Genomic DNA, 24,859 nt, shown 5'->3' on the forward strand with positions numbered 1-24,859 from the left:
TTACAGGACCTCCGGAGCCAGCGAGATGATCTTCATGTGGTTCTTGGCGCGCAGCTCACGAGGAACAGGGCCGAAGATCCGCGTGCCGACAGGCTCGTTCTGCTTGTTGACGATGACGGCGGCCGACTTGTCAAAACGAATGACCGAGCCGTCCTTGCGTTGGATGTCCTTGGCGGTGCGCACGACGATGGCGCGAACGACGTCGCCCTTCTTCACGCGGCCGCGAGGGATGGCTTCCTTCACGGAGGCGACGATTGTGTCGCCGATCGAGGCGTAGCGGCGCTTGGAGCCGCCCAACACCTTGATGCACATGACCCGGCGGGCGCCCGAATTATCGGCCACTTCCAGGTTAGTTTGCATCTGGATCATAAGATCAGATCCTTCTGATTACGAGGCCGAGGCGTTGGAAAGGACTTCCCAACGCTTCAGTTTGGATTTCGGGGCGCACTCGACGATGCGAGCGATGTCGCCGACTTTGAGCGCGTTGGCTTCGTCGTGCGCGTGATACTTCTTCGAAAGACGAACGATCTTTTTCAGAACAGGGTGAAGCAGCGTGCGCTCCACCTTCACGACGACGGTCTTTTCGCCCTTGTCGGACACGACCACGCCTTCAAGAATTCGCTTGGGCATATTCGTTTCCTTACGAGGCCGCACGCTGCTCGCGCAGAAGCGTCGAGATGCGTGCGATGTCTTTGCGGACTTCACCAACGCGGTGAGTCTTTTCCATTTGGCCGGTGGCCGCCTGGAAGCGCAGGTTGAACTGTTCCTTCTTGAGCTTCAGCAGCTCGTCGGACAGCTGGTCGGTCGTTTGCGACCGCAAGTCGGCGATCTTGGTCATCAGGCGGCTACCTCGACATGGGCGACGCCGGCGTCGATGCGGGTCACCACCTTGGTGCGGACCGGCAGCTTGGCTGCGCCGAGACGGAGCGCTTCGCGGGCGACATCGTCCGGAACGCCGTCGATTTCAAACAGGATACGGCCAGGGTGGCAGCGCGCGGCCCAGTGGTCCACGGCGCCCTTGCCCTTACCCATCCGGACTTCGGCCGGCTTGCCCGTGACGGGCAGGTCGGGGAAGACGCGGATCCAGACGCGGCCTTGACGCTTCATTTGGCGAGTGATCGCGCGGCGAGCCGCTTCGATCTGACGCGCAGTGATGCGTTCCGGCTCCAGCGTCTTCAGGCCATACGACCCGAAGTTCAGCGAGAAGCCGCCCTTGGCCGAGCCATGGATCCGGCCCTTGAAGGCCTTGCGGTACTTGGTCTTCTTCGGTTGCAACATGACTTAGTTCTCACGTCCCCGGTCGCGACGCGGACCGCGGTCGCCACGGGGGCCGCCGCGTTCGCGGCCTTCGTTCGAGGACGGACCCGAAGCTTCCTGGGCCCAACGCTTGTCCTGCGCCATGGGATCGTGCTCCAGCACTTCACCCTTAAAGACCCAGACCTTCACGCCGATGATGCCGTAGGTCGTCTTGGCTTCATAGAAGCCATAGTCGATGTCGGCGCGCAGCGTGTGAAGCGGCACGCGACCTTCGCGGTACCATTCCATACGTGCGATTTCCGCACCGCCCAGACGACCAGCGACATTCATACGAATGCCCTTGGCGCCGAGACGCATCGCCGACTGCATCGAACGCTTCATGGCGCGACGGAAGGCCACGCGGCGTTCCAGTTGTTGCGCGATGTTTTCAGCGATCAGCTGCGCGTCGGTTTCCGGCTTGCGGACTTCGATGATGTTCAGGTGAACTTCACCTTCGGTGCGCGCCGAGATGTCCTTGCGGAGCTTCTCGATGTCAGCGCCCTTCTTACCGATCACGACGCCCGGACGGGCGGCGTAGATGGTGATGCGGCACTTCTTGTGCGGGCGCTCGATGATGATGCGCGACACACCGGCGGCGCCCAGACGTTCCCGCAGCCACTCGCGCAGCTTCAGGTCCTGGTGCAGCAGGCGGGAGTAGTCGGCGCCGGCGGCGAACCAACGGCTGTCCCACGTACGGTTCACGCCGAGGCGCAGACCGATCGGATTGATTTTCTGACCCATCAGGCGGCCTCGCCGGCTTCACGGACCACGATGGTGATCTCGCTGAACGGTTTCAGGATGCGCGACGAACGACCACGAGCACGGCTCGCGAAGCGCTTCATCACCAGGTTCTTGCCCACATAGGCCTCGGCGACGATCAGGTTGTCGATGTCGAGGTTGTGGTTGTTCTCGGCATTCGAGATCGCCGAATACAGGACCTTGCGGACGTCGGTCGCGATACGCTTACGGCTGAATTCCAGCTCGTTCAGCGCCTTCTGGACCGGCATGCCGCGGATCGATGCGGCGACCAGGCCCAGCTTTTGCGGGCTGATGCGTACGTTGACCAGCTTTGCGCGGGCCTCTGTCGGGGCGACCCGACGCTCATTTTTTGTCTGGGCCATCAGTTACTTCCTTTTGGCCTTCTTGTCCGCCGCGTGACCCGGGAAACTCCGGGTCGGGGCGAACTCGCCGAGCTTCATGCCGACCATCTCTTCCGAGACCGACACGGGCACATGCTTCTGACCGTTATGGACGCCGAACGTCAGACCGACGAACTGCGGCAGGATGGTGGAGCGGCGCGACCAGGTCTTGATCACGTCCTTGCGGCCCGACGTTTGAACGGCGTCGGCCTTCTTGAGCAGATACCCGTCGACAAACGGGCCTTTCCAGGAGGAGCGGGCCATTCTTAGCGAGCCTTCTTAACGTGGCGGGTACGGATGATGTACTTGTCCGTAGCCTTGTTCTTACGGGTACGGGTGCCCTTGGTGTCCTTGCCCCACGGCGTAACCGGGGTACGACCACCAGAGGTCCGGCCTTCACCACCACCATGCGGGTGGTCGATCGGGTTCATGGCGACGCCGCGAACGTGCGGGCGGAAGCCCATGTGACGCTTGCGACCGGCCTTGCCCAGGTTCTGGTTCATGTGGTCGGGGTTCGAAACCGCGCCCACCGTGGCGATGCAGCCATCCAAGACCATGCGCAGTTCGCCCGAGCCGAGACGGATCTGGGCGTAACCCTGATCGCGACCCACCAGTTGGGCGTAGGCGCCGGCCGAACGGGCCAGCTGAGCGCCCTTGCCCGGCTTCATTTCGATGTTGTGGATGATCGTACCCACCGGCATCGAACGGAGCGGCATGGCGTTGCCCGGCTTCACGTCGGTCTTTTCGCCCGCGATCACCGTGTCGCCGGCCTTAAGGCGTTGCGGCGCGATGATGTAGGTCTTCTCGCCGTCTTCGTAGGTCACGAGGGCGATGAAGGCCGTGCGGTTCGGATCGTATTCCAGACGCTCGACCGTGCCGACCATGTCCCACTTACGACGCTTGAAGTCGATCCTGCGGTACAGGGTCTTGGCGCCGCCGCCACGGAAGCGGACCGCGATGCGACCGCCCTGCCCGCGTCCGCCCGACTTGGTCAGGCCTTCGGTCAGCGACTTTTCCGGACGGCCCTTGTGGAGCTCCGAACGGTCGACCAGCACGAGGGCGCGACGGCCCGGCGAGGTCGGATTGTAATGTTTCAAGGCCATCTGATCAGAGCCCCGTGGTGACGTCGATCGACTGGCCGTCGGCCAGCGTCACGATCGCTTTTTTGATGTCGACCCGGCGACCCAGGATACCCCGGAAGCGCTTGGTCTTGCCCTTTTGAACCAGGGTGTTGACCTTCAGGACGTTGACTTTGAACAGGCTTTCGACCGCCGCGGCGATCTCGTCCTTGGTCGACGTGTCGGCGACGCGGAAGACGACCTTGTTCTGCTCGGACAGGATCGTCGCCTTCTCGGTGATGATCGGCGAGAGGATCGTGTCGTAGTGCTTGGCGGTAGGTTGAGCGGCCATTACGCGGCTTCCTTATCGCTGAAGCGAGCTTCGATCGCTTCGATGGCGGCCTTGGTCAGCACCAGCTTGTCAGCCCGCAGGATGTCATAGACGTTCAGGCCGGCGTTCGGCAGCACGTCGATGTGCGGGATGTTGCGTGCGGCCAGGCCGAAGTTGGTGTCGACTTCGGGACCCGCGATGATGAGAGCCTTGGTCCAGCCCAGCTTGCCGAGCGTCTCGCGCAGCGAGGCGGTCTTGGCTTCCTTGACCGAGACGGTGTCGACGATGATCAGGTCGCCCGACTTGACCTTGGAGGACAGGGCGTGACGCAGGGCCAGCGCGCGGATCTTCTTCGGCAGCGAGAAGCCGTGATCGCGAACGATCGGACCAAAGGCGCGCGAACCACCAACGAACTGCGGTGCACGGCGCGAACCGTGACGAGCGCCGCCGGTGCCCTTTTGCTTGTACATCTTCTTGCCCGTACGAGAGTTCTCGTTGCGGGTTTGGACCTTGTGCGTACCGGCGCGGCGCTTGGCCAGTTGCCAGTTGACGGTGCGGGCCAGGATGTCGCCGCGGATGTCGGAGATGCCGAAGACGGCGTCCGACAGTTCCACGTCGCCAGCAGCCTTGCCGTCGAGTTGGATGACAGAGAGTTTCATTACGCTTCACCGCCTTCGGTCGCTTCGACAGGGGCTTCTTCAGCCGGAGTCGAGGCGGGTTGAGCAGCAGACTTACTCGACTTCAGCGCACCGGGGAACGGAGCGTCGGCCGGGCGAGCCTTCTTGATGGCGTCGCGAACCTTGACGTAGCTGCCGTCGTGACCGGGGACAGCGCCCTTGATCAGGATCAGGCCACGCTCGGCGTCCACGCGGACGACGGTCAGGTTCTGGGTGGTGACGGTTTCCGTGCCGTAATGGCCGGCCATCTTCTTGCCGGGGAACGTGCGACCCGGGTCCTGACGGTTACCCGTCGAACCATGCGAACGGTGCGAGACCGAAACGCCGTGGGTGGCGCGAAGGCCGCCGAAGTTCCAGCGCTTCATGGCGCCGGCGAAACCCTTACCGATGGTCTCGCCCTGGATGTCGACCTTCTGGCCCACCAGGAAGTGTTCGGCCGACAGTTCGGCGCCCACGTCCAGCAGACCGTCCGCATCGACGCGGAACTCGGTCACATAGGCTTTCGGTTCGACTTCCGCCTTGGCGAAGGTCTCGCGTTGAGCCTTGTTGGTGTTCTTGGCCTTCTTCGTGCCAGCACCCAGCTGGAGGGCGACGTAACCGTCACGCTCCTGGGTACGTTGGCCGACGACTTGGCAGCCGTCGAGCTGAAGCACAGTGACCGGTACGTGCGCGCCGTCATCGGCGAACACGCGGGTCATGCCCAGCTTCTTGGCGATCACGCCCGTGCGCATCGGATCCCGCCTCTTTCTACTTTAAATCTTGATCTCGACGTCCACACCGGCGGACAGGTCGAGCTTCATGAGCGCGTCCACGGTCTGCGGGGTGGGGTCGATGATGTCGAGCACGCGTTTGTGCGTGCGGATTTCAAACTGCTCACGCGACTTCTTATCGACGTGCGGCGAGCGGTTCACGGTGAACTTTTCGATCAGGGTCGGCAACGGAATCGGACCGCGAACGGTCGCGCCGGTGCGCTTGGCTGTATTGACGATCTCGCGCGTCGAGAAATCGAGGACGCGGTGATCAAAGGCCTTGAGCCTGATGCGGATGCTTTGATCCATATCGGTGCTTACTTCCAATGCGGTCGGAGGACCGCGTCCCTGTGAACTATTTCAAAGACCGAAGGCCTTCGGGCAAAAAGCCCTCAGGGAACGCAAATCCGCAAAAACGATCGGCCCACGCAGTTACCCGCGAAGGCCGCTGAAGTCCCAAGAAGCTGCAAAGAACAGTGACTTAGGTCGTTCCTGCGGACCGCGTTTGCAGCGAACTGCACAGCCGGTCCAACAAGAGTGGTGGCTTATGCCTACCGATTCTGATTTCGTCAAGCGCGCAAACCCGTGCTGACACAGGATTTCGTCAGGCGATCTCCAGCGGCGACACCGACCTGTAAATCGGCCTGGGCCCTCCCGCTTCGTCCACCGCCACCATGACAAACTCAGCCGCTGCAGACCGCCGCCGTTCGCCCGTCAGCAGCCCTTCGGCCCACAGCTCGACCTCTATGGTCACCGACGTCCGACCGATTTTCACGGCGCGCGACGCCAGTTCGATCATGTCGCCTTCTCTTATGGGAGACGAGAAGTCGATGCGGTTCGACGCCGCCATGACCATGACGGCCCTGGCCTTGCGCGTGGCGCAGATGAAGGCCGCCTTGCCCATCAGCTTCAGCGCATCGCCGCCATAGAGCGTGCCGTAGTGGTTGGTCCAGGTCGGGAAGACCATCTCCACCGTCCTCAGCCAGCCGTCGTCCACGGGCGGGGCTTCCTGCGGAGGCGGCAGGTCGCCCTGCCCCGCCTCTCGCGGCGCGACCATATTAAAGACGCCCCGCGTGCATAGCCGCCGTTCGCCGCTGACCGGCGCCTCGGCCCATAGCTCGACCTCGACGCCCATAGACGTGCGGCCGACGCGCACGACCCGCCCCGTCGCCTCGACCATCTCGCCGATCCGGGCCGGCGCGGCGAAGTCGATCCGCTCGCACCCCGCCGTCACGGTCGGCCGCCGCGCATGACGCGCAGCGGCCAGGAAGGCGACCTTGTCCAAGTGCGCCAGACCGACACCCCCGAACAATGTGCCGTGGTGATTGGCGTCGCCAGGGAACACCATGTCTATAAGCGTGACGCTCACGCCCGCGCCGTCTCTTCCCGCGCAGCCTTTGCGGCCGACACCATGTTCGTCAGCGCCGCCTCGGTCTCGGGCCAGCCCCGCGTCTTCAGCCCGCAGTCCGGGTTCACCCACAGCCGATCCGCCGGCAGCTTGCCCGAAGCCGCCGTCAGCAAGGCCGCCATCTCCTCCACTGACGGCACGCGCGGCGAGTGGATGTCATAGACGCCCGGCCCGATCTCGGCCGGATAGCGATAGTCGGAGAAGGCGTCGAGCAGCTCCATCCTGGACCGCGAGGTCTCGATGGAGATGACGTCCGCATCCATGGCCCCGATGGACTGGATGATGTCGTTGAACTCGGAATAGCACATGTGGGTGTGGATCTGGGTCTCGTCCCTGACCCCCGAAGCCGTGATGCGGAAGCTCTCCACCGCCCACTCCAGATAGCCGGCCCAGTCCGCACGACGCAGCGGCAGGCCCTCACGCAGGGCCGCCTCGTCGATCTGGATCACCGCCGCGCCCGCCGTCTCCAGGTCCGTGACCTCGTCACGGATGGCGAAGGCGATCTGGCGGCAGGTCTCGCTGCGCGGCTGGTCGTCGCGGACGAAGGACCAGTTCAGGATCGTCACCGGCCCGGTCAGCATCCCCTTCATCGGCCGGTCGGTCAGGGATTGGGCATAGCGCCACCACTCCACCGTCATCGGCCTGGGCCGCGAGACGTCACCATAGATGATCGGCGGCCGCACGCAGCGCGAGCCATAGGATTGAACCCAGGCCGCCTTGGTGAAAGCAAAGCCCGACAGCTGCTCGCCGAAATACTGGACCATGTCGTTGCGCTCGAACTCACCGTGGACCAGCACGTCCAGCCCCAGGTCCTCCTGCCATTTCACCGTCCGCGCGGTCTCCTCACGCAGGAACCGGGCATAGGCCGCATCATCAATGACGCCCTTGCCGTGGTCGGCCCGCGCCTTGCGGACCTCCGAGGTCTGCGGGAACGAGCCGATGGTCGTGGTCGGATAGGTCGGCAGGTTCAGCCGCCGCTGCTGAACCCCGCGCCGAATCTCGAAGCTGGAGCTTCGGTTCGCCAGCGCCGGATCGGTATCGGCCGCCCGCGCCTGCACTCTGGGATCATTGATGCGCGGCGAGGTGCGGCGCGACGCGACAGAGGCGGTCGAGGCGTCCAGCTCGGTCTTCACCGCCGCCCGCCCTTCGTTCAGCGCCCGCGCCAGGATCGCCAGCTCGCCGACCTTCTGCACAGCGAACGCCAGCCAGTCCTTGATCTCCGCATCCAGCGCCGTCTCACGCTCCAGATCGATGGGCGTGTGCAGCAGCGAGCAGGACGGCGCGATCACCACCTGACGCCCCGCCGCCACCAGTGGCTCGACCCGGTCCAGCACGGCGTTTAGGTCGGCCTTCCACACATTGCGGCCGTCGATGACGCCCAGCGACAGCACCTGATCGGGCCGAGCGGCCGACGCCACCTGCGCCAGTTGTTCCGGCGCGCGGACCAGATCAATGTGCAGCCCCTGCACAGGCAGCTTCAGCGCTGCTTCCAGATTGTCGCCCAACGCCCCGAAATAGGTCGTCAGCATCACTTTGATCGGCGGCGTCACATCCGTCAGCACGCGGTAGGCGTGGTCATAGGCCGCCTTGGCCTCGTCGCTCAGGTCGGTGACCAGGCAAGGCTCGTCCAACTGCACCCAGGTCGCCCCCGCCCGCGCCAGCGACCGCAACACCTCGGCATAGACCGGCAACAGGCGCGGCAGCAGGCTCAGCACATCGAAGGCCTCGCCCCGCGTCTTGCCCAGCAGCAGATAGGACACCGGCCCCAGCAGCACTGGCCGGGTCTCGATCCCCTGCGCCCTGGCTTCCAGATATTCGTCCAGCGCCTTGGTCGATCCCAGGCGGAACACCTGGTCGGCCGTGAACTCGGGCGCGAGATAATGGTAGTTGGTGTCGAACCATTTGGTCATCTCCATGGCCGGCACGCCTTCGCCGCTGCCATGAGTGTGACCGTGCTCGCAGACCTGGGCGTCGCCGCGCGACCCACGGGCCATGGCGAAATAGGTGGCCAGATCGACACTGTCTCCGTTCCAGCCATAGGCGGCAGGCACGGCCCCGACCATGGCGGTCAGATCCAGCACCTGATCATAAAGAGAGAAGTCGTTCGACGGCACGATGTTGGCGCCCAGATCGCGTTGCCGCGCCCAGGTCAGGCCGCGCAGATCGGCGGCGGTGGACAGCAGGGCGTCCGCATCGATCTTACCGGCCCAATGGGCTTCGAGCGCGGTCTTCAGCTCCCTCTTGGGGCCGATGCGGGGAAAGCCGAGGGTGGCGACCTGGACAATGTGGCGGGTCATGACGTTCGAAACCTGTGTTGTGGCCAGGTTTCGGACAGGGTCGCGCGGACGCCGACGCGGACACAATGGGTCCGGCGGCGCGCATGCGGCCTGACCGGGCACCCCGCCGGAGGACGTTATCTGTCGGGGCAGGTCTCCTGGCTCACGGGTCGACGCCTCGGGTCCGGCCTTCCCGGCGCGAACGCCAGTGACACGAGATGGACCCTCGACTCGCCGCTTACAGTTGCGGGGGCAGCGCCGGTTTCACACCGGCTTCCCTCTTAGCTCCACACACCCCGAAGAGCGCGTGCAGACCACGACGCAGCCAGATGATCGCAAACTGCAGCAGGCGTCAATAGACATAAGGATATACTTATATCTTTATATCCCCTCCCGGCGTTAACCGTTCGCCCCAGGACCTCCCCCTTGGTGACACATTTCTGCCGCAACGCGTGACAGTCGTGCAACAGCTTCGCGACAGGCGAAAAACGAACGGCGGTTTATTGCTCAGCTTCGTCCGCACCCTGATAGCAGGCGCCCTCCCTGGACCCCCATCCGGGCACAGACTGCTAAGGACAAAAGAAAATGAAGACGATCCTCCTCGCCACCGCCGCCGCTGCCCTGTTCGCCGCTCCGGCCTTCGCTCAAGACGCCATAGGCTCGGTCGGCGTGACCTATTCGAACCCGTCGATCGAAGTCGCCGGCAACGATGTCGACGCCGACATCTGGACCGTTGACGGCACCGTCGCCATGCCGGTTCAGGACTGGACCGTCACCCTGAACGGCGCCATCGACTACACCAAGGCATTCGGTGAAGAAGACACCTCGGGCGCAGCCGCCGCTCACCTGACCAAGCTGTGGACCTCCGACGTCCGCGCCGGCGCCTTCGTCGCCGCCAACGGCATCGGCACGGGCGACACCGTCTGGACCGTGGGCGCCGAAGCTCAGAAGTATCTGGCTGGCTCGACCCTGACCGGCCTGGTCGCCTGGACCGACGCCGACGCCGGCGACATCTGGACCGTCGGTGGCGACGCCGCCTTCTACGTCATGCCGAACCTGCGCCTGAACGCTGGCGTCTCGTACAACAACGTCGACGTGAACGCAGGCAGCGTTGACGCCTGGACCTACGGCGTCGGCGCTGAATACGAGTTCGACAACACCCCGTTCTCGGTCGGCGCTTCCTACACCCGCGCCGATGTCGATTCGATCGACGTCGACACCTGGGCCCTGGGCCTGCGCTACTCGTTCGGTGGCGGCCTGCAAGCCCGCGATCGCGCCGGCGCCAACCTGGGCGTTTCGGCCATCACGAGCGTCCTGGGCGCCTTCTAAGCCTTACGGACCTTCCGATACGAAGAGCCCCGGCGGAGCGATCCGCCGGGGCTTTTTGCTGTCTGGTCGTCGTCCACGAAAAAGACCCCCGAGGTTCCACGACCGGGGGCCTTTCCTCTCGCGGCGGAGAAACGGGTCTTAGCGCCCGATATGAAGGGTTCCCGATCCGACGACCGAACGGGACACCGATCCGGTGGCCGAGGCGACGCGGACGCTGCCCGATCCTGCGATGGCGACATCCAGATCACGTGTCGCGCCGCCGTAGCGGACATCGCCCGAGCCGCCGATGGCGACCGACAGCTTGTCCATCCGGCCCTGACGCACGTTCACCCCGCCCGAGCCGCCGATCGACAGCTCTCCCCGGCCATTGACGCTGGCCACGTCCACATTGCCCGATCCGCCCACGGCTGCCTTCAGCCTTCCGGTGGATCCCGCGGCGATGGAGCCGGAGCCGCCGACACTGGCATCCAGCGAACGCGACGTGCCCGCGCGGATCGCCCCCGACCCGCCAAGGCCCAGTTCCAGATCGCCGTCTACATTGGCGACGTTCCAGTTGCCGCAACCGCCGTTGTTCAGTTCGACCGACCGCGCGCCACGTCCGACCGAGCCAAACACGGCGCCGCTGGCGCTGACATCCACCGCGCGTGGGGTGCGCACCACGATCAGCGGCGCGTCCTCCAGTCGAATGCGCCCCAGGTCGCGCACCTCGACCGTCGCGCCCTGCCCCGGCTGCGCGGCGTCCGACCGTCCCGAGTTGCAGCTGCGGATGCCGTCGTTTCCGCCCCACATGCCGTTGCGACGAAGGCCGCCGTCGATCTTCACGTCGCCGCCTTCGCGACGGACCTGGATGGCCGGCAGACGCGTCTGGCCCTGCGTGACCTCGACGCCGATGTCGTTGCGGTCCTCGACGATGACGACGACGCGCGCCACCGCGTTGCGGATTTCGACCTCGGCGGCCGATGCGGGCGCGGCGGCCAGCCCCGTCAGTGTGGCGACAGCGGCGGCGGCGATCAGTGCGGTCTTCATGTGCGGCTTCCCTTTCCCGAATGTGAGGAGAAGGTGCGCGCAGCCCGCGCCGAAGTCATTTTAACTCGGGGTCATGAACTCGAATTAACGCGCCGTGTTGAGCGCACCCGCACCGTCTTCCGCCCCGACCTCGGGTTCGAAATCGCGTTCGAAGTTGGCGATCTTGCTCCGCATCGCCCCCGCCTTCTTCAACGCCAGCGACGCGGCCCAGCGCGCGGCCAGCTCCGGCGTCGTCATGCCGTCGGTGAAGCGCGGCCGGCCACCCCGGCTGCGGATCACCGCATTGGTGAACAGCGCCCCATTCCTGAACCGCGACGGCCAGGTCTGGAAATCCATCGACAGGCTGACGCAAAACCGGTCCAGATTCTCGACCCGGTGCGGCGCATACAGCGGCCAGGTCAGCGCCCGTCCCGGCTCCAGATCCATCACCTGGGCGTCGGCCTCGAACGCCAGCGTATAGGGCAGTTCCTCGGTCGTCTGGCGCGCCACGACCTGTTCCATATTGCGCTCGGGCAGATGCCCTTCGTCGCCCGGATAGACGAACAGCCGCTTGCGCCCGCGCAGGTGGAACAGCACCACCCCCGCCGCGTCGAAATGATAGGGCACCCGCGCCTTGGGCGACGACAGGATCAACTGACCCGCATTCCGAACCGCCCGCATCCCCGGATAGGTCGCCTGGATCGCGGCGAAGTCCTTCATCGCCGCCGCCCACAGCTCGGGCCAGCCGGTCTCGACCTGGCGCAGATTGACCCAGAGCCGCCCCTGCTTGATCGCCTCCAGCAGTTCCTCGCCCGACAGCCGCCCGCGCGCGCCGGTGCGCAAGCTGACCTGCCCCTCGTCGTCGTAGTCATATAGATTGATGTCGAACAACTCGGCCGGATAGCGATCCAGCACGGCGGCCAGCGCCACGTCCTCGGCGAAGCCCTGATCGATCAGGGTGTGGGCGTGGGTCTTCGCCTCGGCGATCGGTCCCGGATAGCGGGTGCGGCGTTGGGTCATAGCAGCCTCTCCTTCAGACGTGGGCGACGCGCGCCGGCGTCTTCTTCTTGGCGGCCGCCTTCTGGACGGCGGATCGCGCCGCGACCGCAGCCCCCCTCAGCCGGCCGACCGGCGTCGCCTCACAGGCTTCGATAGTGGCCCAGCGTCGGCGCAGCGACGCCCTGACCGCCTCGCCCCGTCCGCCAGCGCGGTTCAGCGCCGCCACCGTCACGTCGCCCAGCACCTGGGTCACGCCGGGCCGCATCACCACGGCCTCGCGCACCGTCTGGCGGGCGTTGACGAAATACTTCTTGTAGGTCTCGCCCTCGAATCCGAAGTCGAACACCCGGAACCCTTCGAGCGCCGCCAGTCGCATCGTGTCCATGCTCAGCAGGATGCCCGGCGAACAGCGCGCCAGCGCCGGCTCATAGACCGGGAACCAGAAATGATAGTGCCGCCCGGCGTGCAGCGAGAACTCAACCGCCACCAGCTTGTCGCCCGCATGCATCGCCGCCATCGAGGCGCCGAAGTCCGCGCGCGGCTCGCTCATCAGCGCGTGCAACAGATCCCGCGTCCAGCCGCAGGCGAAGATATCGTGCAGACCCGACCGCCGATACTGCGCCGCCTTCAACGCGATCAGATGATCCAGCAGCGCCGGATCGCGCAAACCCCGCTCCACCCGGATCGGCCCCAGCTCGGCCTCCAGGCTGCGGCGCGCCCGTTCCTTGTCCTTGAAATATTTGCCGAAGGTCGAGCGCCGCTCGGCGTACCAGGCGTCATATCCCGGCTCGGGCATGACGACCTGCACCGTCTCGCGCGCCTGCCCCGTCTCGCCGGCGCCGATCCAGCCGGGCACGTTCAGCCGCTTGGCCTTCAACAGCCGGGCCACCTCTTCCAGCGTGATCGTCTCGCCTGCGGGTGCGATGACGCCGTGATAGTCGTTCATCGGCGCGCCCAGCGGCTGCACCGCTCCGCCGCGCCGCTGATGCGGGAAGAAGCCGACGATCTCGCCGTCGCGCCGGAACACCGCGATCGCCGCGCCCGGACAGACCCGCGAGGCGATCTCGGCGTATTCCCAGCGGAAATAGGGACTGGCCAGCTCCGGATTGCCGTCCGTCCACGCACGCCACAGGGCGACGGCGGCGGCGTCCAGCGCCCCCGCGTTCATGATCTCGACCTGCAGCATTCCGGCCATACGCATCCTCATTGAACCCCGTGCAGCAAGGTCCATTCCAGACCCCACCCTGCACCCCGCGCGTTTCATCAGGGTTCACCGGCATGGTGAACGCGCGTTGACGGAGCCGCCTTGCCCCCTGCGCGTTGCCTTGATCCAAAGGGAGACGACCATGACCGACCAACGCCCCGACAGCAAAAGCGTCGAAAACGAAAACCTGCGACCGAACGCAGACGGCGAACCGCCGCGCCCCGCCACCGAACCCAAGGGCTCGGAAGGCTCATCCAACTCCGGCGAGACCGAAACCGATCCCGCCACCGGCGAACAGAACTGATTTCGCCCACCTGCCCCGTTTGCCTCGAAAGTCCGCAATGAACCGATCCGCCTACCTCGCCGCCCTCGCCGTCCTGTCCCTGTCCGCCTGCTCGCCCAGGCAGGAAGACACCGCCAAGACCCCGGCGGTCGAGGCGGGCGCGACTGGCCCCCTCTCGCGCGACGCCATCGAGAACTCCGCCTATACGCCGCCCGCCCAGCGGGCGCCCCAAGCCGGACAGTCGCCTCAGCCCGACGCCGCCCAAGCCCAGGCTCAACCCGCCCTGATCCGCGCTCAGGTTCTGCTTGAGCGCGCCCGCTTCTCGCCCGGCGCCATCGACGGTCTGGCCGGCTCCAACATGCGTCAGGCCATTTCCGCCTTCCAGGAAGCCAACGCCATGGCTGTGACGGGCGAACTCGACGCCGATGTGATGGGCCGACTGCGCGCCGCCGCCGGTCCAGGTACGATCACCACCACCTACGCCATCACCCAGCAGGACATCGCCGGCCCCTATATCGGCGTCGTCCCCACGGATCTGGAGGCCCAGGGCCAGGCCGCACATATGGGATACGCCAACATCGTCGAGGCCTTGGCCGAACGCTTCCACGTCACCGAGGCGCTGCTGCGCGCCATGAACCCCGGCGCCGACTTCAACCGCGTCGGCCAGACGCTGCTGGTCCCGGCCATAAACACCACGCCTCTGCGCGCCGACGTGAATCACATCGACGTCGACAAGAGCGAAGGCTCGGTCAAGGCGTTCGACGCCGACGGCAAGCTGATCGCCTACTTTCCCGCCACAATCGGCAGCGGCGACAACCCGACCCCGACCGGCAAGGTCAAGGTCAACGGCGTCGCCCGAAACCCCGATTACACCTATGACCCGTCCAAGCTCAGCTATGGCGACAGCAAGGAAAAGGTCATCGTCAAACCCGGCCCGAACAACCCGGTCGGCGTCGTCTGGATCGACCTGAACAAGCCCAGCTACGGCATCCACGGCACGCCTGACCCGCACCTGGTGGGCAAGACGGCGTCCCACGGCTGCGTCCGCCTGACCAATTGGGACGCCTGGACGCTGGCCGACAAGGTCAAGCCCGGCGTCACGGTCCGCTTCATCTGAAGATCAGTGGACGGCGCCGAACGGCGTCCCGTCCCAGAAATCGCAGTGGTGGCGCGCGAAGAAGTCGTCGTCCATCACATCGCCCTCTGGCTTGAACATCCGCACCGGCCCCGCACCCTCGACGCGGGGCCATTCTGCGGCGAAGTCCGCCGTTCCGAACGTCGCCCACAGCCGCTGCATCCGCTCCGACAGCGCCTTCTGCTCCGGCGTGAATTTCTTAACGTCCGCAAACACCCAACTGGTCCCGAAGACATAGGCCAGTTCGCTGGCGTGATAGGCCCCCAGGTCCAGACCGACGATCCAGTCCGGCAGCACGAACGGCGCCCCACGATCCGCGAACTCATAGCCCCACACCGGCACATGCTGCGCCAACAGCCGCCTCAGCGCCTGTGAGGGACAGGCGAACCTCTGATCCGTGAAGTTGGTGGCTATGGCGTAGGCTGGTCCATCCTCGCCGACCGGATAGCGCGCCAGAACACGCTCGCCCTGGTCGCCGTACATCCAGATCGTCTCTTTCTGATAACGATCCATATCCTGCACCTCATTGGCGAACAGCCGCCCCTCGTCCAGATTCGTGCCCACGATCACCGGCACGCGCGTGAACCGCCCTTCGCGGAGCGCTGCCGCCGGATTTTCAGGTACGGTCGCGTCCGTATGCACCGGCCCCCACGACCCCGGCCCATTGATGCCCGCCCTCAGCGAGGCCGCACGCGACAGTCGCCACGCCGGCAAGGCCTTCAGACAGGTGATCTGATCCTCGCCCGTGCAGCCCAGCCGCTCGGCGAACATCGGCCCCGACTGGGCCGCATCCTGCGCACTGACAAGCGACGACGGCTCCAGACACCCGCCACTCTGCATGATGACCCGCTGATACAGCCCCTCGGATTGCGGCGAGGTCATCAGATAACAGGCGGTCCACGCCCCCGCGCTCTCGGCAAATACGGTGACGTTGCCCGGATCGCCGCCGAAGGCCGCGATGTTGCGATGGACCCACTTAAGCGCCGCCTGCTGATCCATCAGGCCGAAGTTGCCGCCGAAGCCCTCCCCTGTCGCCTGGAACTGCGGATGGGCCAGCCAGCCCAGCGCCCCTAGCCGATAGTTCATCGTCACGACCACCCGACCCTGGTCGCGCGCCAGTTTCGACGGATCGTAGTTGGCCCCCGACCCCACGGTGAAGGCGCCGCCGGGGATATAGACCATCACCGGCCGAGGCTCGGCCGCCTGCCCGCCCGGCGCATAGATGTTCAGGTAAAGACAGTCCTCGGACCCCACCACGATCCCGCCGCCGCCGCCCAGGATCGAGCGCCGCCCGATGGCCTGGGTGCAGTCCTTGGCGATCCGTGTCGCATCCCGAACACCGCTCCACGCCTCCACCGGCTGCGGCGCGCGCCAACGTCGATCACCCACCGGCGGCGCGGCGAACGGCACGCCCATAAACGCCCGCGTCCCCGCCCCATCCACGCCGCGCAGCATGCCATCCTCCGTCGTCGCCAGCACCGTCTTCGCATCGCCGGCGAACCGGACATGATCCACCTTGCCGGGATGGGTCGCGCAGGCCGGCAGGGCGACAAGGCACGCAAGCAACGAGATCAGACGCATCGGGAACCTTGGCTTTTCGGCAGACGATCCTAACGCCTGAAGCAAGGCCGCGTTGCCGACATCCGCTGCGCCTCAAAGCAAAACGGCCCCCGGATTTCTCCGGGGGCCGCTCTGTTACGCTACTGTCGGTCCGAAGACTTGGCGTCGACTACTCGACGATCTTGGCGACGACGCCGGCGCCGACGGTGCGGCCGCCTTCACGGATGGCGAAGCGCAGGCCCTGGTCCATGGCGATCGGGGTGATCAGTTCGACGTTCAGCTCGGCGTTGTCGCCGGGCATGATCATCTCGACGCCTTCCTTCAGGTGAACGATGCCGGTCACGTCCGTGGTGCGGAAGTAGAACTGCGGGCGATAGTTCGTGAAGAACGGGGTGTGACGACCGCCTTCTTCCTTGGTCAGGATGTAGGCTTCGGCCAGGAACTTGGTGTGCGGCGTGATGGAGCCCGGCTTGCACAGCACCTGGCCGCGCTCGACGTCTTCACGCTTGGTGCCGCGCAGCAGGACGCCGACGTTGTCACCGGCTTGACCTTGGTCCAGCAGCTTGCGGAACATTTCGACGCCGGTGCAGGTCGTCTTCTGGACCGGACGGATGCCGACGATTTCGACTTCTTCACCGACCTTGACGATCCCCTTTTCGACGCGGCCCGTGACCACGGTGCCGCGGCCCGAGATCGAGAACACGTCTTCGACCGGCATCAGGAAGGGCAGGTCCAGCGGACGCGCCGGCTGCGGGATGTAGTCGTCCACAGTCTGCATCAGCTCAAGCACGCGCTGCTCGCCAATTTCCGGGTTCACGCCGTCGGTCGCGGCCTTGGCCGAACCCTTGGTGATCGGAATGTCGTCGCCGGGGAACTGGTACGACGACAGAAGCTCGCGCACTTCCATCTCGACCAGCTCAAGCAGTTCTTCGTCGTCGACCAGATCGACCTTGTTCATGAAGACCACCAGGGCGGGCACGCCGACCTGACGGGCCAGCAGGATGTGCTCGCGGGTCTGCGGCATCGGACCATCGGCGGCCGAAACCACCAGGATCGCGCCGTCCATCTGCGCGGCGCCGGTGATCATGTTCTTCACATAGTCGGCGTGGCCGGGGCAGTCGACGTGGGCGTAGTGACGGTTGGCCGTCTCATATTCCACGTGCGCGGTGTTGATCGTGATGCCGCGGGCCTTTTCTTCCGGCGCTGCGTCGATGTCGGCATAGTTCATCGCCTTGCCGCCGCTCGCCTTGGCCAGAGCCATCGTGATCGCAGCCGTCAGCGTCGTCTTGCCGTGGTCAACGTGACCAATCGTGCCGATGTTGCAATGCGGCTTGTTCCGTTCGAACTTTTCCTTGGCCATGGCCAAACTCCTGATGGCCCGGGTCCGTCAGCGGAGGGGCGCGATGCTGATCTTTTTAAAAAACCTGGAGCGGGTAGACGGGATCGAACCGACATCCTCAGCTTGGAAGGCTGCTGCACTACCATTGTGCTATACCCGCGCGGAGACTGCGGAAGTTCTTAGGGAACGCCGCAGCCGATCCTCTTCGGGTCCTGATCCGTCGTATCCGTCAAGGCGCGTGGTGGGGGAAGTAGGACTCGAACCTACGAAGCTTACGCAGGGGATTTACAGTCCCCCCCCTTTGCCACTCGGGACATTCCCCCAGCGCGCCTTGTCGAACCGTCGGACCCCTCGTTTCCGCCATAAAGAAGCGGGACGAAACAAAAGCCTTCGGCTTGTCGCCTCCTCTAGGATAGAGGGGGCGCCCAGACCCGAAAGCCCTTGGGGCTCCAAATCGGAGGGCGTCTTATAGTGTCGTCGAAAACAGAACGCAACGACCGTAGAAGCGGTAAAAAACCGGTCTTCGGAAACCGGCCTGAGGGGCCGCTCGACAGGGGTCAAAAGCCCGCCGCGCAAGGCTTTTCCGGGCGCGACGATGCGCCCCGCCAGCCCCGCGCGCCGGATCGTAACAAGTCGGACGCCGATAATTTTCTGTGGGGCCGTCACCCGGTTCTGGCCGCTTTGGCGAATCCCGCGCGTCGCGGCACGGGTCGCCTTCTGGCCACGGCCGAGCGCGCCGCCGAGATCGAAGAGGGCAAACTGGCCCACGGCCACAAGATCGAGGTGGTCGAGGTCCAGGCCCTGACCCGAATGCTGCCCGCCGGCGCCGTGCACCAAGGCCTGGCCTTCAAGGTCCAGCCGCTGGAAGGCGTGTCGCTGGAAGAGCTGGCCGATCCGGCCCAGGGCGTGATCGTCATGCTGGACCAGCTGACGGATCCGCAGAACGTCGGCGCCATCTTCCGCTCCGCCCTGGCATTCGGCGCGCGGGGAATCATCGTCCAGGACCGTCACGCCCCCGCCCTGGCCGGCGCCTTGGCCAAGGCGGCGGTCGGCGCCACCGAACGCCTGCCACACGCGCGGGTGACGAACCTTTCGCGCGCATTGGAGCGGCTGGCCGATCTGGGCTGGCGCGCCGTGGGTCTGGACGGGACGGGCGAACAGACTTTGGAAGAGGCGCTGGATCGCCAGCCCACCGTCCTGGTGATGGGGTCCGAGGGCGACGGCATCCGCCGCCTGGTCGCCGAACACTGCGATGTGTTGGCCAAGATCCCCATGCCAGGCGGTTTCGAGAGCCTGAACGTCTCCAACGCCGCCGCCGTCGCGCTTTATGAGGCGTCTCGCGCTCAACGCGGCTGACAGAAGGTCGCACCGGCGTTAGAGAGCGGAAATGGAATTTTTCTCGTCTCCCGAATTCGCCAGCCAGGCCGCCGCTCTGGGCCAGGTTCTGCTGATGGATCTGGTCCTGGCCGGCGACAACGCCGTCGCCGTGGGCCTGGCCGCCGCCGCCCTGCCCCAGGACCAGCGCAAGAAGGCCATCCTGATCGGCCTGGCCGCCGCCGTGGTCATGCGCATCGGCTTCGCCTTGATCACGGTTCAGCTTCTGGCCCTGGTCGGCCTGCTGCTGGCCGGCGGCCTTCTGCTGCTGTGGGTGTGCTGGAAGATGTGGCGCGAACTGCAGGAGCAGCGCACGCACGACCAGGCCGAGGCCGAGAGGGAACTCGAACTGGCCCTGAGCATCGAGCACGGCAAGGGGCCGTCGCCCGAGGAGCTGGGCCTGAAGCGCAAGTCTTTCGGCGCCGCCCTGCTGCAGATCATGATCGCCGACCTGACCATGTCGCTGGACAATGTGCTGGCCGTCGCCGGCGCCGCCCACGATCACCCCTGGATCATGGTCTTCGGACTGATTCTGTCGATCGCCCTGATGGGTCTGGCCGCCACCTTCATCGCCAAGCTGCTGCACCGTTACCGCTGGATCGGCTACGTCGGCCTGGTCGTGGTCCTTTATGTCGCCATCCACATGATCTGGGACGGCGCCCGTCAGGTGGTGGTCCGCACCGGCCATATGGACGAGTTCAACGCCTCGGCCCCAGCCTTCATCGAGATCAGCCCGAAGGAAGCCGCCAAACACCTGGGCCAGAGGCGAACCGAGGATAGCCCGACCCCGGCGCCCGCCGAACCGACGGCGCCGGCTGCGGCGCCCGCGGCATGACCGTCGCCACGATCACCGTCGAGGAGGCCGCCGCCTGGCTGCAAGCCGGCGAGGCGATCCTGATCGACGTGCGCGAGCCGGACGAGTTCGCCGCCGCCCGCATCGACGGCGCCATCCTGGCCCCGCTCAGCCAGATGCCCGCCGCCTGGGAGGCGCTCGACCTGCCTGCCGACAGGAAGATCGTCGTCCAGTGCCTGAAGGGCGGCCGCAGCCACCAGGTCTGCGCCTTCGTCGGCCCGACCGGCCCCGACGGCCAGCCCCTGTTCAACCTGACCGGCGGCATCCAGGCCTGGCATGCGGCAGGCCTGCCGGTGGTGTTCACCGAACAGGCCTGATCTAAAACGTCTTTCGTCATTCTCCGGCGAGCGCAGCGAGACCGGGGAACCCAGCGGCGCCGCAGGCGATCCATGCGCCGCTGGATATTTGACAACGACCGTATACGCGACAGGTTCGCGCTCTCGCGCGCCGCTGGGTTCCGGGTCTGCGCTTCGCTTCGCCCGGAATAACGAAAGATTGGAGCCTAAGCTCCCCTCAGCCACCCCGTGACGGAGATCCGATCCGCCGCCGCCGACAGGGCGACCTGGGTCACAGAATGGGGCGTGGGCACCTTCAGCAGGTTCAGGGTGTTGAAGCGCGGCGTGAAGGCCTCGGTCACATTGCCGTCGGCGCCGTGGAAGGCCAGCAGGCCACCCCACTCGATCCGCCAGGCCGGCGTCAGGTTCAGCACATAGGCGAAGAAGCGGTTCTTGCCGTCCGCGTGGTCGTCATGCTCGGTCAGGAAGTGCCCGGCGCGATAGCGGGTCAGCTGCGCGTCGGCCAGGGCGATGCGCGGCTCGCCAGTCACGTCCCGCATCAGATCCAGGAAGGCCTCGCCGTTCAGAAAGGCCAGCAAGTCGGACCACACCGGCGCCGCCTGCCCCGCCGCGTCCAGGTCATAGATCGGGTGGTTGTCGTACAGATACTGAAAGTCGGTCTGGGCCGAAACCTGCACCGCCTGCCCCAAGGCCTGTTTCTGTCCCGGCTGCAGTGACGCCAGCCAGGCGGCGGGCAGATCGACATGCCCCGTACCGCGTCGCGTCACGACATTGTAGTCGGCGGTCGTGGCCGCCTCATACAGTCCTTGAGCGTCGGCCGGGGCCAGGACGCCGTCGATCTGCGTCCGGCCTGTGCGCGCCAATCGCTCGCGAATCGCGGCACGACGTTCGTCGTTCAGGAGCGTCAGGATCGGCGTCATCGCATATCCCCCACCCGCCCGATCAGGCGTCCGCGCCGCCGAAGCGTTCGGACCATTCTGCGACCTGGGCGTCCTCGATCTTGGCGAACAGCACGCCTTGAGCAGCGACCGGCTGACCGACGGTGAGGACGTTCAGCACATCCTCGTCCGCGCCGGGCCAGGACAGGTCACTGACCCCCACCGAGGCCGCGATCTTCTCGGCCGAGAACGGCAGGATCGGCGCCGCCAGACGGGCGAACAGAGCCACCAGGTTCAGCCCCGTCCGCACGCCGACGGCCGCCCGGTCGCGGTCGGTCTTCAGCGCCGTCCAAGGCGCGGCGACCTGCAGATATTCGTTGCCCAGCACCCAGACGGCGCGCAGGGCCTGGGCCGCCTTCCTGAACTCCATGGCCTCAAATTGTTCGGTCGCCTCGGCGATGCCCGCCTTGATGTCGGCTTCCAGCTGGATCTCGACCGGCCCGGCCTCGCCGCCATCCGGCACGACGCCGTCGAACTTCGACTCGGCGAACTTGACGATGCGGTTGACGAAGTTGCCCAGCACATCGGCCAGGTCCTTGTTGGTCGAGGCCTGGAAATCCTCCCAGGTGAAGGCCGAATCTGCGTGTTCAGGACCATAGGCCGTCAGGCGCCAGCGCCAGTAGTCGGCCGGCAGCAGTTCCAGCGCCTGGTCCATGAAGACGCCGCGCTTCTGGCTGGTCGAGAACTTGCCGCCGTACCAGTTCAGCCAGTTGAAGGCCTTCAGCTGATCCACCGTCTTCCACGGCTCGCCCGAGCCGATGATGGTCGCAGGGAACGACACAGTGTGGAAGGCGACGTTGTCCTTGCCCATGAACTGGACATAGCGGACGTCCTCCGCCCCCTCGTCCAGCCGCCACCAGTCGCGCCAGGAACCGCCGGTCGCCTCGGCCCATTCCTCGGTCGCGGCGATATATTCGATGGGGGCGTCGAACCAGACGTAGAAGACCTTGTCCTCCATGCCCGGCCGGGGGAAGCCGTCCTTCAGCACGGGCACGCCCCAGGCCAGGTCGCGGGTGATGCCCCGGTCGATCAGCCCCTCGTCCAGATGCTTGTAGGCGATGGATTTGGCCAGCAGCTGCCAGCCGCTCTTGCCATCGACCCAGGCGCGGATTTCCGGCTCGATCTTCGTCTGCAACAGATAGAGGTGGCGCGTGTCGCGCACCTCCAGATTCCTGGACCCCGACACCGACGAATAGGGATCGATCAGGTCGGTCGGGTCCAGCAGGCGTCCACAGTTGTCGCACTGATCGCCGCGCGCGCCGACGTGACCACAGTGCGGGCAGGTGCCCTCGACATAGCGGTCGGGCAGGAAGCGGGCGTCGTCGATGGAGTAGATCATCCGATCCACCCGTTCCTCGATCAGGCCGTTCTTCTCCAGCGCCTCGGCGAAATGCTGGGTCAGGCGATGGTTCTGCGGGTTCGAGGACCGGCCGAACCAGTCATAGCTCAGGCCGAACGCTTGGCCGGCAGCCTTCTGGATCTCGTGCTGTTCGTCGCAATAGGTCCGCACGTCCTGACCGGCGGCAGACGCCGCCAGTTCGGCCGGGGTGCCGTGTTCGTCGGTGGCGCAGATATACAGCACCTCATGGCCCTGGGCCCGCTTGAACCGCGCCCAGACGTCGGCCGGCAGCATCGACCCCGCCAGATTCCCCAGGTGCTTGATGCCGTTGATGTAGGGCAGCGCCGAGGTGATGAGGATGCGGGCCATGATCGTCCAGGAGTTCGGGGAAGCGCAGGGATATAGAGCGGCGGCGCCGTTTCCTCAAACGCCTTGCGGCAATCGACGCGCTACGCGGACAAATCGCCCCGTAAGCAGGGTCGAGGACGCCAGGCTGGCGATCACCACAGCCCAGACCAGGCCGTCGATGCCCATCCGGTGCGCCAGCACCCAGCCCAGCGGCATCATCACCGCCCCATAGGCCGCGAAATGCATGATGGTGGGCCACCAGACATCCCCTGCCGCCCGGTTCGCCTGGGCCGCCACGACCTGGATGCCGTCCGCCACGAAAAACAGGGTCGCCAGAACCAGGGCCGGCGCCGCAATGGCCAGCAGGGCCGGGTCGCGGTTGTAGGCCCCGACGATCAGATGCGCGCTGGGCCAGACCAACAGCGCCACGACCAGGGTCATGGCCGTGACCACCCCCAACCCGACCAGTCCCGCGCGCAACACCCCTCGCCCGTCGCCGGCGCCATAGCTGCGCCCCACCAGCACCGCCGTCGCCGACGACAGCCCCATGGGCAGCATGAAGACGATGGCCGAGACGTTCAGCACTACCGCCCAGGCGGCCGTCTCCGCCGTACCGATCTGGCCGGCGAAGAAGGTGAAGCCGGAAAAGGCCCCGACCTCGATGAAATAGGATGCGCCGGCGCCCAGGCCGACCTTGACCTGTTCGCGCGCCGCCTTGGGGTCGCGCTCGGGCTTGTCGAAAATGCCCAGCGACCGCGCCTCGGGCAGGCGCAGGATGTAGATGACCAGGAAGATCGCCAACGCCGCCCGCGCGCCGAACGTCGCCCAGGCCGAGGCGAAGGCGCCGTCGAAACCGATGCCCAGCAGGTCCGGCACCAGCACGATGTTCAGCGCCAGATTGACCCCGTTCGCCACCCACATGGCGACCATGCCGGGCTTTGGCCGCCCCAGGGCCTCCAGGAAGAACTGCCCCGTCACCGAGATCAGATAAAAGGGCATGGACAGGGCGAAGACGACCAGGGCCGGACCCGCGCCTTCCGCCAGTCCGTTCTCAAGCCCCAGCTTGCCCAAACCCCACGGGCCGATGGCGATCAGGGCGATCATGGAGATCACGCCGATCTGCAGCGAATAGGTCATACCCCGGCGCAGCACCGAGCCAACGGCGTGCCGACGCCCCTCGCCCAGCATGCGCGCCGTCATCACCTGCACGCCCAGCATCAGGCCCACCGCCGTCGTCACCACGATCGACGTCGGCGCCCAGGCCAGCGAATGAAAAGCCAGTTCCTTGCTGGAGAAGTTGCCCACCACGATGGCGTCGGTCAGACCCATCGTCATGATGCCGATCCGCGCCAAAATCACCGGCCATGCCAGGTTGAGCAGGTCGCGGAAGGCGGAACGGGTCTGGGGGCTGAGCGCGATCATCGGAGGCGGCACAGGCCACGCGGACCCGTCGGGGTCAACTCCCAAAAACTTTGTGGGTTTGGCCCTACCAGGCGCCCAGTTCGCGAAGTTGCCGAACCAGCTCCTCCGGCGCCTCGCCTGCATCCAGTTCGGTCAGATCGACGGGCGCGTCCTTGGGCTCGAAATAGCGCCAGCCCTGGAACGGGCGGCGCGCCATTGGGGCGGTGCGAACGACCTGGGGCGCCAGCGTGATCTCGCAGCGGCTCTCCTTGCCCTCGCCCAGGGTGGTGATGTCCAGCACACGCTGACGGCAAACGATGGTCCCCTTCACCACCCAATACAGCGACCCGCCGTCCTCGATTTCCGACGCGCGTTTCGGCGTCATTCGGGTGTGGACCACCAGCGGCCCGCCCTTGGCGGCGCGGGTCTCCAGCCATTCGACGTCTGGCACCCCGACGCCCAGCTTGATCATGTGAAGCGGCATTGGCCCCACGTAGTGGCCCTTAGGCGCATTGGCCAGAT

General features: G+C 65.9%; 29 protein-coding genes, 2 tRNA genes and 1 riboswitch. Of the genes, 6 read left to right on the top strand and 25 right to left on the bottom strand.

The window, feature by feature from the left end:
- The 14 genes from rplN to metE form a co-directional block, all read right to left on the bottom strand.
- Entirely contained in the window at positions 1-369 is a 369-nt protein-coding gene (gene rplN, locus ACQY72_RS03420; RefSeq protein WP_003164378.1) for a 50S ribosomal protein L14, read from the bottom strand.
- Positions 370-387: 18 nt separating this feature from the next.
- Positions 388-630, bottom strand: coding sequence for a 30S ribosomal protein S17 (gene rpsQ / locus ACQY72_RS03425; protein WP_008262472.1), 243 nt, complete (start codon positions 628-630; stop codon positions 388-390).
- A gap of 10 nt (positions 631-640) precedes the next feature.
- On the bottom strand, positions 641-838 hold the full coding sequence (gene rpmC / locus ACQY72_RS03430; RefSeq protein WP_135195327.1) for a 50S ribosomal protein L29: 198 nt from the start codon (positions 836-838) through the stop codon (positions 641-643).
- Entirely contained in the window at positions 838-1,278 is a 441-nt protein-coding gene (gene rplP / locus ACQY72_RS03435) for a 50S ribosomal protein L16 (RefSeq protein WP_087119314.1), read from the bottom strand. The genes rpmC and rplP overlap by 1 nt, the downstream gene beginning before the upstream one ends.
- A gap of 3 nt (positions 1,279-1,281) precedes the next feature.
- Positions 1,282-2,037 carry a 30S ribosomal protein S3 gene (gene rpsC / locus ACQY72_RS03440; protein WP_135195326.1) on the bottom strand — a complete coding sequence of 252 codons (756 nt, stop codon included), beginning with the start codon at positions 2,035-2,037 and terminating at the stop codon, positions 1,282-1,284.
- Positions 2,037-2,417 (bottom strand): 50S ribosomal protein L22, encoded by a 381-nt coding sequence (rplV, locus tag ACQY72_RS03445; RefSeq protein ID WP_135195325.1) that lies wholly within the window; start codon positions 2,415-2,417, stop codon positions 2,037-2,039. The genes rpsC and rplV overlap by 1 nt, the downstream gene beginning before the upstream one ends.
- Positions 2,418-2,420: 3 nt before the next feature.
- Positions 2,421-2,699 carry a 30S ribosomal protein S19 gene (gene rpsS / locus ACQY72_RS03450; RefSeq protein ID WP_135195324.1) on the bottom strand — a complete coding sequence of 93 codons (279 nt, stop codon included), beginning with the start codon at positions 2,697-2,699 and terminating at the stop codon, positions 2,421-2,423.
- Positions 2,700-2,701: 2 nt separating this feature from the next.
- Positions 2,702-3,538, bottom strand: coding sequence for a 50S ribosomal protein L2 (rplB, locus tag ACQY72_RS03455; protein WP_135195323.1), 837 nt, complete (start codon positions 3,536-3,538; stop codon positions 2,702-2,704).
- Positions 3,539-3,542: 4 nt separating this feature from the next.
- Entirely contained in the window at positions 3,543-3,845 is a 303-nt protein-coding gene (locus ACQY72_RS03460; protein ID WP_135195322.1) for a 50S ribosomal protein L23, read from the bottom strand.
- Entirely contained in the window at positions 3,845-4,483 is a 639-nt protein-coding gene (gene rplD / locus ACQY72_RS03465) for a 50S ribosomal protein L4 (protein ID WP_135195321.1), read from the bottom strand. The genes ACQY72_RS03460 and rplD overlap by 1 nt, the downstream gene beginning before the upstream one ends.
- Positions 4,483-5,232, bottom strand: coding sequence for a 50S ribosomal protein L3 (gene rplC, locus ACQY72_RS03470; protein WP_055753390.1), 750 nt, complete (start codon positions 5,230-5,232; stop codon positions 4,483-4,485). The genes rplD and rplC overlap by 1 nt, the downstream gene beginning before the upstream one ends.
- A 21-nt stretch (positions 5,233-5,253) precedes the next feature.
- Positions 5,254-5,559, bottom strand: a complete 306-nt coding sequence (gene rpsJ / locus ACQY72_RS03475; RefSeq protein WP_105563630.1) for a 30S ribosomal protein S10 — start codon at positions 5,557-5,559, stop codon at positions 5,254-5,256.
- A 295-nt stretch (positions 5,560-5,854) separates the two neighbouring features.
- On the bottom strand, positions 5,855-6,619 hold the full coding sequence (locus tag ACQY72_RS03480; protein ID WP_428155767.1) for an acyl-CoA thioesterase: 765 nt from the start codon (positions 6,617-6,619) through the stop codon (positions 5,855-5,857).
- Positions 6,616-8,955 (bottom strand): 5-methyltetrahydropteroyltriglutamate--homocysteine S-methyltransferase, encoded by a 2,340-nt coding sequence (gene metE / locus ACQY72_RS03485; protein WP_428155769.1) that lies wholly within the window; start codon positions 8,953-8,955, stop codon positions 6,616-6,618. The genes ACQY72_RS03480 and metE overlap by 4 nt, the downstream gene beginning before the upstream one ends.
- Before the next feature lie 110 nt (positions 8,956-9,065).
- Positions 9,066-9,268: riboswitch (cobalamin riboswitch) on the bottom strand.
- A gap of 251 nt (positions 9,269-9,519) precedes the next feature.
- Here metE and ACQY72_RS03490 point away from each other — a divergent pair.
- Positions 9,520-10,263, top strand: a complete 744-nt coding sequence (locus ACQY72_RS03490) for a porin (RefSeq protein ID WP_428155770.1) — start codon at positions 9,520-9,522, stop codon at positions 10,261-10,263.
- A 138-nt stretch (positions 10,264-10,401) separates the two neighbouring features.
- Here the strand turns inward: ACQY72_RS03490 and ACQY72_RS03495 are convergent, their stop codons facing one another.
- The 3 genes from ACQY72_RS03495 to ACQY72_RS03505 all read right to left on the bottom strand — a co-directional run bounded on the left by ACQY72_RS03495 (position 10,402) and on the right by ACQY72_RS03505 (position 13,462).
- Complete coding sequence (locus tag ACQY72_RS03495; protein ID WP_428155772.1) at positions 10,402-11,289, bottom strand: GIN domain-containing protein; 888 nt, start codon at positions 11,287-11,289, stop codon at positions 10,402-10,404.
- Between the two features lie 84 nt (positions 11,290-11,373).
- Complete coding sequence (locus ACQY72_RS03500) at positions 11,374-12,288, bottom strand: transcriptional regulator (RefSeq protein WP_428155773.1); 915 nt, start codon at positions 12,286-12,288, stop codon at positions 11,374-11,376.
- Between the two features lie 13 nt (positions 12,289-12,301).
- Entirely contained in the window at positions 12,302-13,462 is a 1,161-nt protein-coding gene (locus ACQY72_RS03505) for a GNAT family N-acetyltransferase (RefSeq protein WP_428155774.1), read from the bottom strand.
- A gap of 151 nt (positions 13,463-13,613) precedes the next feature.
- On the opposite strand from ACQY72_RS03505, the gene ACQY72_RS03510 reads away from it, so the two are divergent.
- On the top strand, positions 13,614-13,775 hold the full coding sequence (locus tag ACQY72_RS03510) for a hypothetical protein (protein WP_428155776.1): 162 nt from the start codon (positions 13,614-13,616) through the stop codon (positions 13,773-13,775).
- Between the two features lie 37 nt (positions 13,776-13,812).
- Complete coding sequence (locus ACQY72_RS03515) at positions 13,813-14,871, top strand: L,D-transpeptidase family protein (RefSeq protein WP_428155777.1); 1,059 nt, start codon at positions 13,813-13,815, stop codon at positions 14,869-14,871.
- A gap of 3 nt (positions 14,872-14,874) precedes the next feature.
- Here ACQY72_RS03515 and ACQY72_RS03520 read toward each other — a convergent pair whose 3' ends face one another.
- The 4 genes from ACQY72_RS03520 to ACQY72_RS03535 all read right to left on the bottom strand — a co-directional run bounded on the left by ACQY72_RS03520 (position 14,875) and on the right by ACQY72_RS03535 (position 18,111).
- Positions 14,875-16,470, bottom strand: a complete 1,596-nt coding sequence (locus tag ACQY72_RS03520; protein WP_428155778.1) for a carboxylesterase/lipase family protein — start codon at positions 16,468-16,470, stop codon at positions 14,875-14,877.
- 148 nt (positions 16,471-16,618) lie between these two features.
- The gene (gene tuf, locus ACQY72_RS03525) at positions 16,619-17,809 is read right to left on the bottom strand and encodes an elongation factor Tu (protein WP_135195311.1); all 1,191 of its coding nucleotides are present in this window, start codon (positions 17,807-17,809) and stop codon (positions 16,619-16,621) included.
- 65 nt (positions 17,810-17,874) lie between these two features.
- Positions 17,875-17,948 (bottom strand) — tRNA-Gly (locus tag ACQY72_RS03530).
- A gap of 79 nt (positions 17,949-18,027) precedes the next feature.
- A tRNA-Tyr gene (locus tag ACQY72_RS03535) sits at positions 18,028-18,111 on the bottom strand.
- A gap of 148 nt (positions 18,112-18,259) precedes the next feature.
- Here ACQY72_RS03535 and rlmB point away from each other — a divergent pair.
- Genes rlmB through ACQY72_RS03550 form a run of 3 tightly spaced genes read left to right on the top strand, consistent with a single transcriptional unit; the run spans position 18,260 to position 20,332 of the window.
- Positions 18,260-19,144 carry a 23S rRNA (guanosine(2251)-2'-O)-methyltransferase RlmB gene (gene rlmB, locus ACQY72_RS03540; RefSeq protein ID WP_428155780.1) on the top strand — a complete coding sequence of 295 codons (885 nt, stop codon included), beginning with the start codon at positions 18,260-18,262 and terminating at the stop codon, positions 19,142-19,144.
- A gap of 31 nt (positions 19,145-19,175) precedes the next feature.
- Complete coding sequence (locus tag ACQY72_RS03545) at positions 19,176-19,997, top strand: YjbE family putative metal transport protein (RefSeq protein ID WP_428155782.1); 822 nt, start codon at positions 19,176-19,178, stop codon at positions 19,995-19,997.
- Positions 19,994-20,332, top strand: a complete 339-nt coding sequence (locus tag ACQY72_RS03550; protein WP_428155783.1) for a rhodanese-like domain-containing protein — start codon at positions 19,994-19,996, stop codon at positions 20,330-20,332. The genes ACQY72_RS03545 and ACQY72_RS03550 overlap by 4 nt, the downstream gene beginning before the upstream one ends.
- Positions 20,333-20,517: 185 nt before the next feature.
- Here the strand turns inward: ACQY72_RS03550 and ACQY72_RS03555 are convergent, their stop codons facing one another.
- The 4 genes from ACQY72_RS03555 to ACQY72_RS03570 form a co-directional block, all read right to left on the bottom strand.
- Positions 20,518-21,231, bottom strand: coding sequence for a 2OG-Fe(II) oxygenase (locus ACQY72_RS03555; protein ID WP_428155785.1), 714 nt, complete (start codon positions 21,229-21,231; stop codon positions 20,518-20,520).
- 22 nt (positions 21,232-21,253) lie between these two features.
- Positions 21,254-22,957 (bottom strand): methionine--tRNA ligase, encoded by a 1,704-nt coding sequence (metG, locus tag ACQY72_RS03560; protein ID WP_428155787.1) that lies wholly within the window; start codon positions 22,955-22,957, stop codon positions 21,254-21,256.
- A gap of 54 nt (positions 22,958-23,011) precedes the next feature.
- On the bottom strand, positions 23,012-24,358 hold the full coding sequence (locus ACQY72_RS03565) for an MATE family efflux transporter (RefSeq protein ID WP_428155789.1): 1,347 nt from the start codon (positions 24,356-24,358) through the stop codon (positions 23,012-23,014).
- A gap of 64 nt (positions 24,359-24,422) precedes the next feature.
- Complete coding sequence (locus ACQY72_RS03570) at positions 24,423-24,821, bottom strand: DUF1489 family protein (protein ID WP_428155791.1); 399 nt, start codon at positions 24,819-24,821, stop codon at positions 24,423-24,425.
- Positions 24,822-24,859: the final 38 nt, after the last annotated feature.

The organism is Brevundimonas sp., assembly GCF_965279155.1.
Lineage (GTDB): Bacteria > Pseudomonadota > Alphaproteobacteria > Caulobacterales > Caulobacteraceae > Brevundimonas.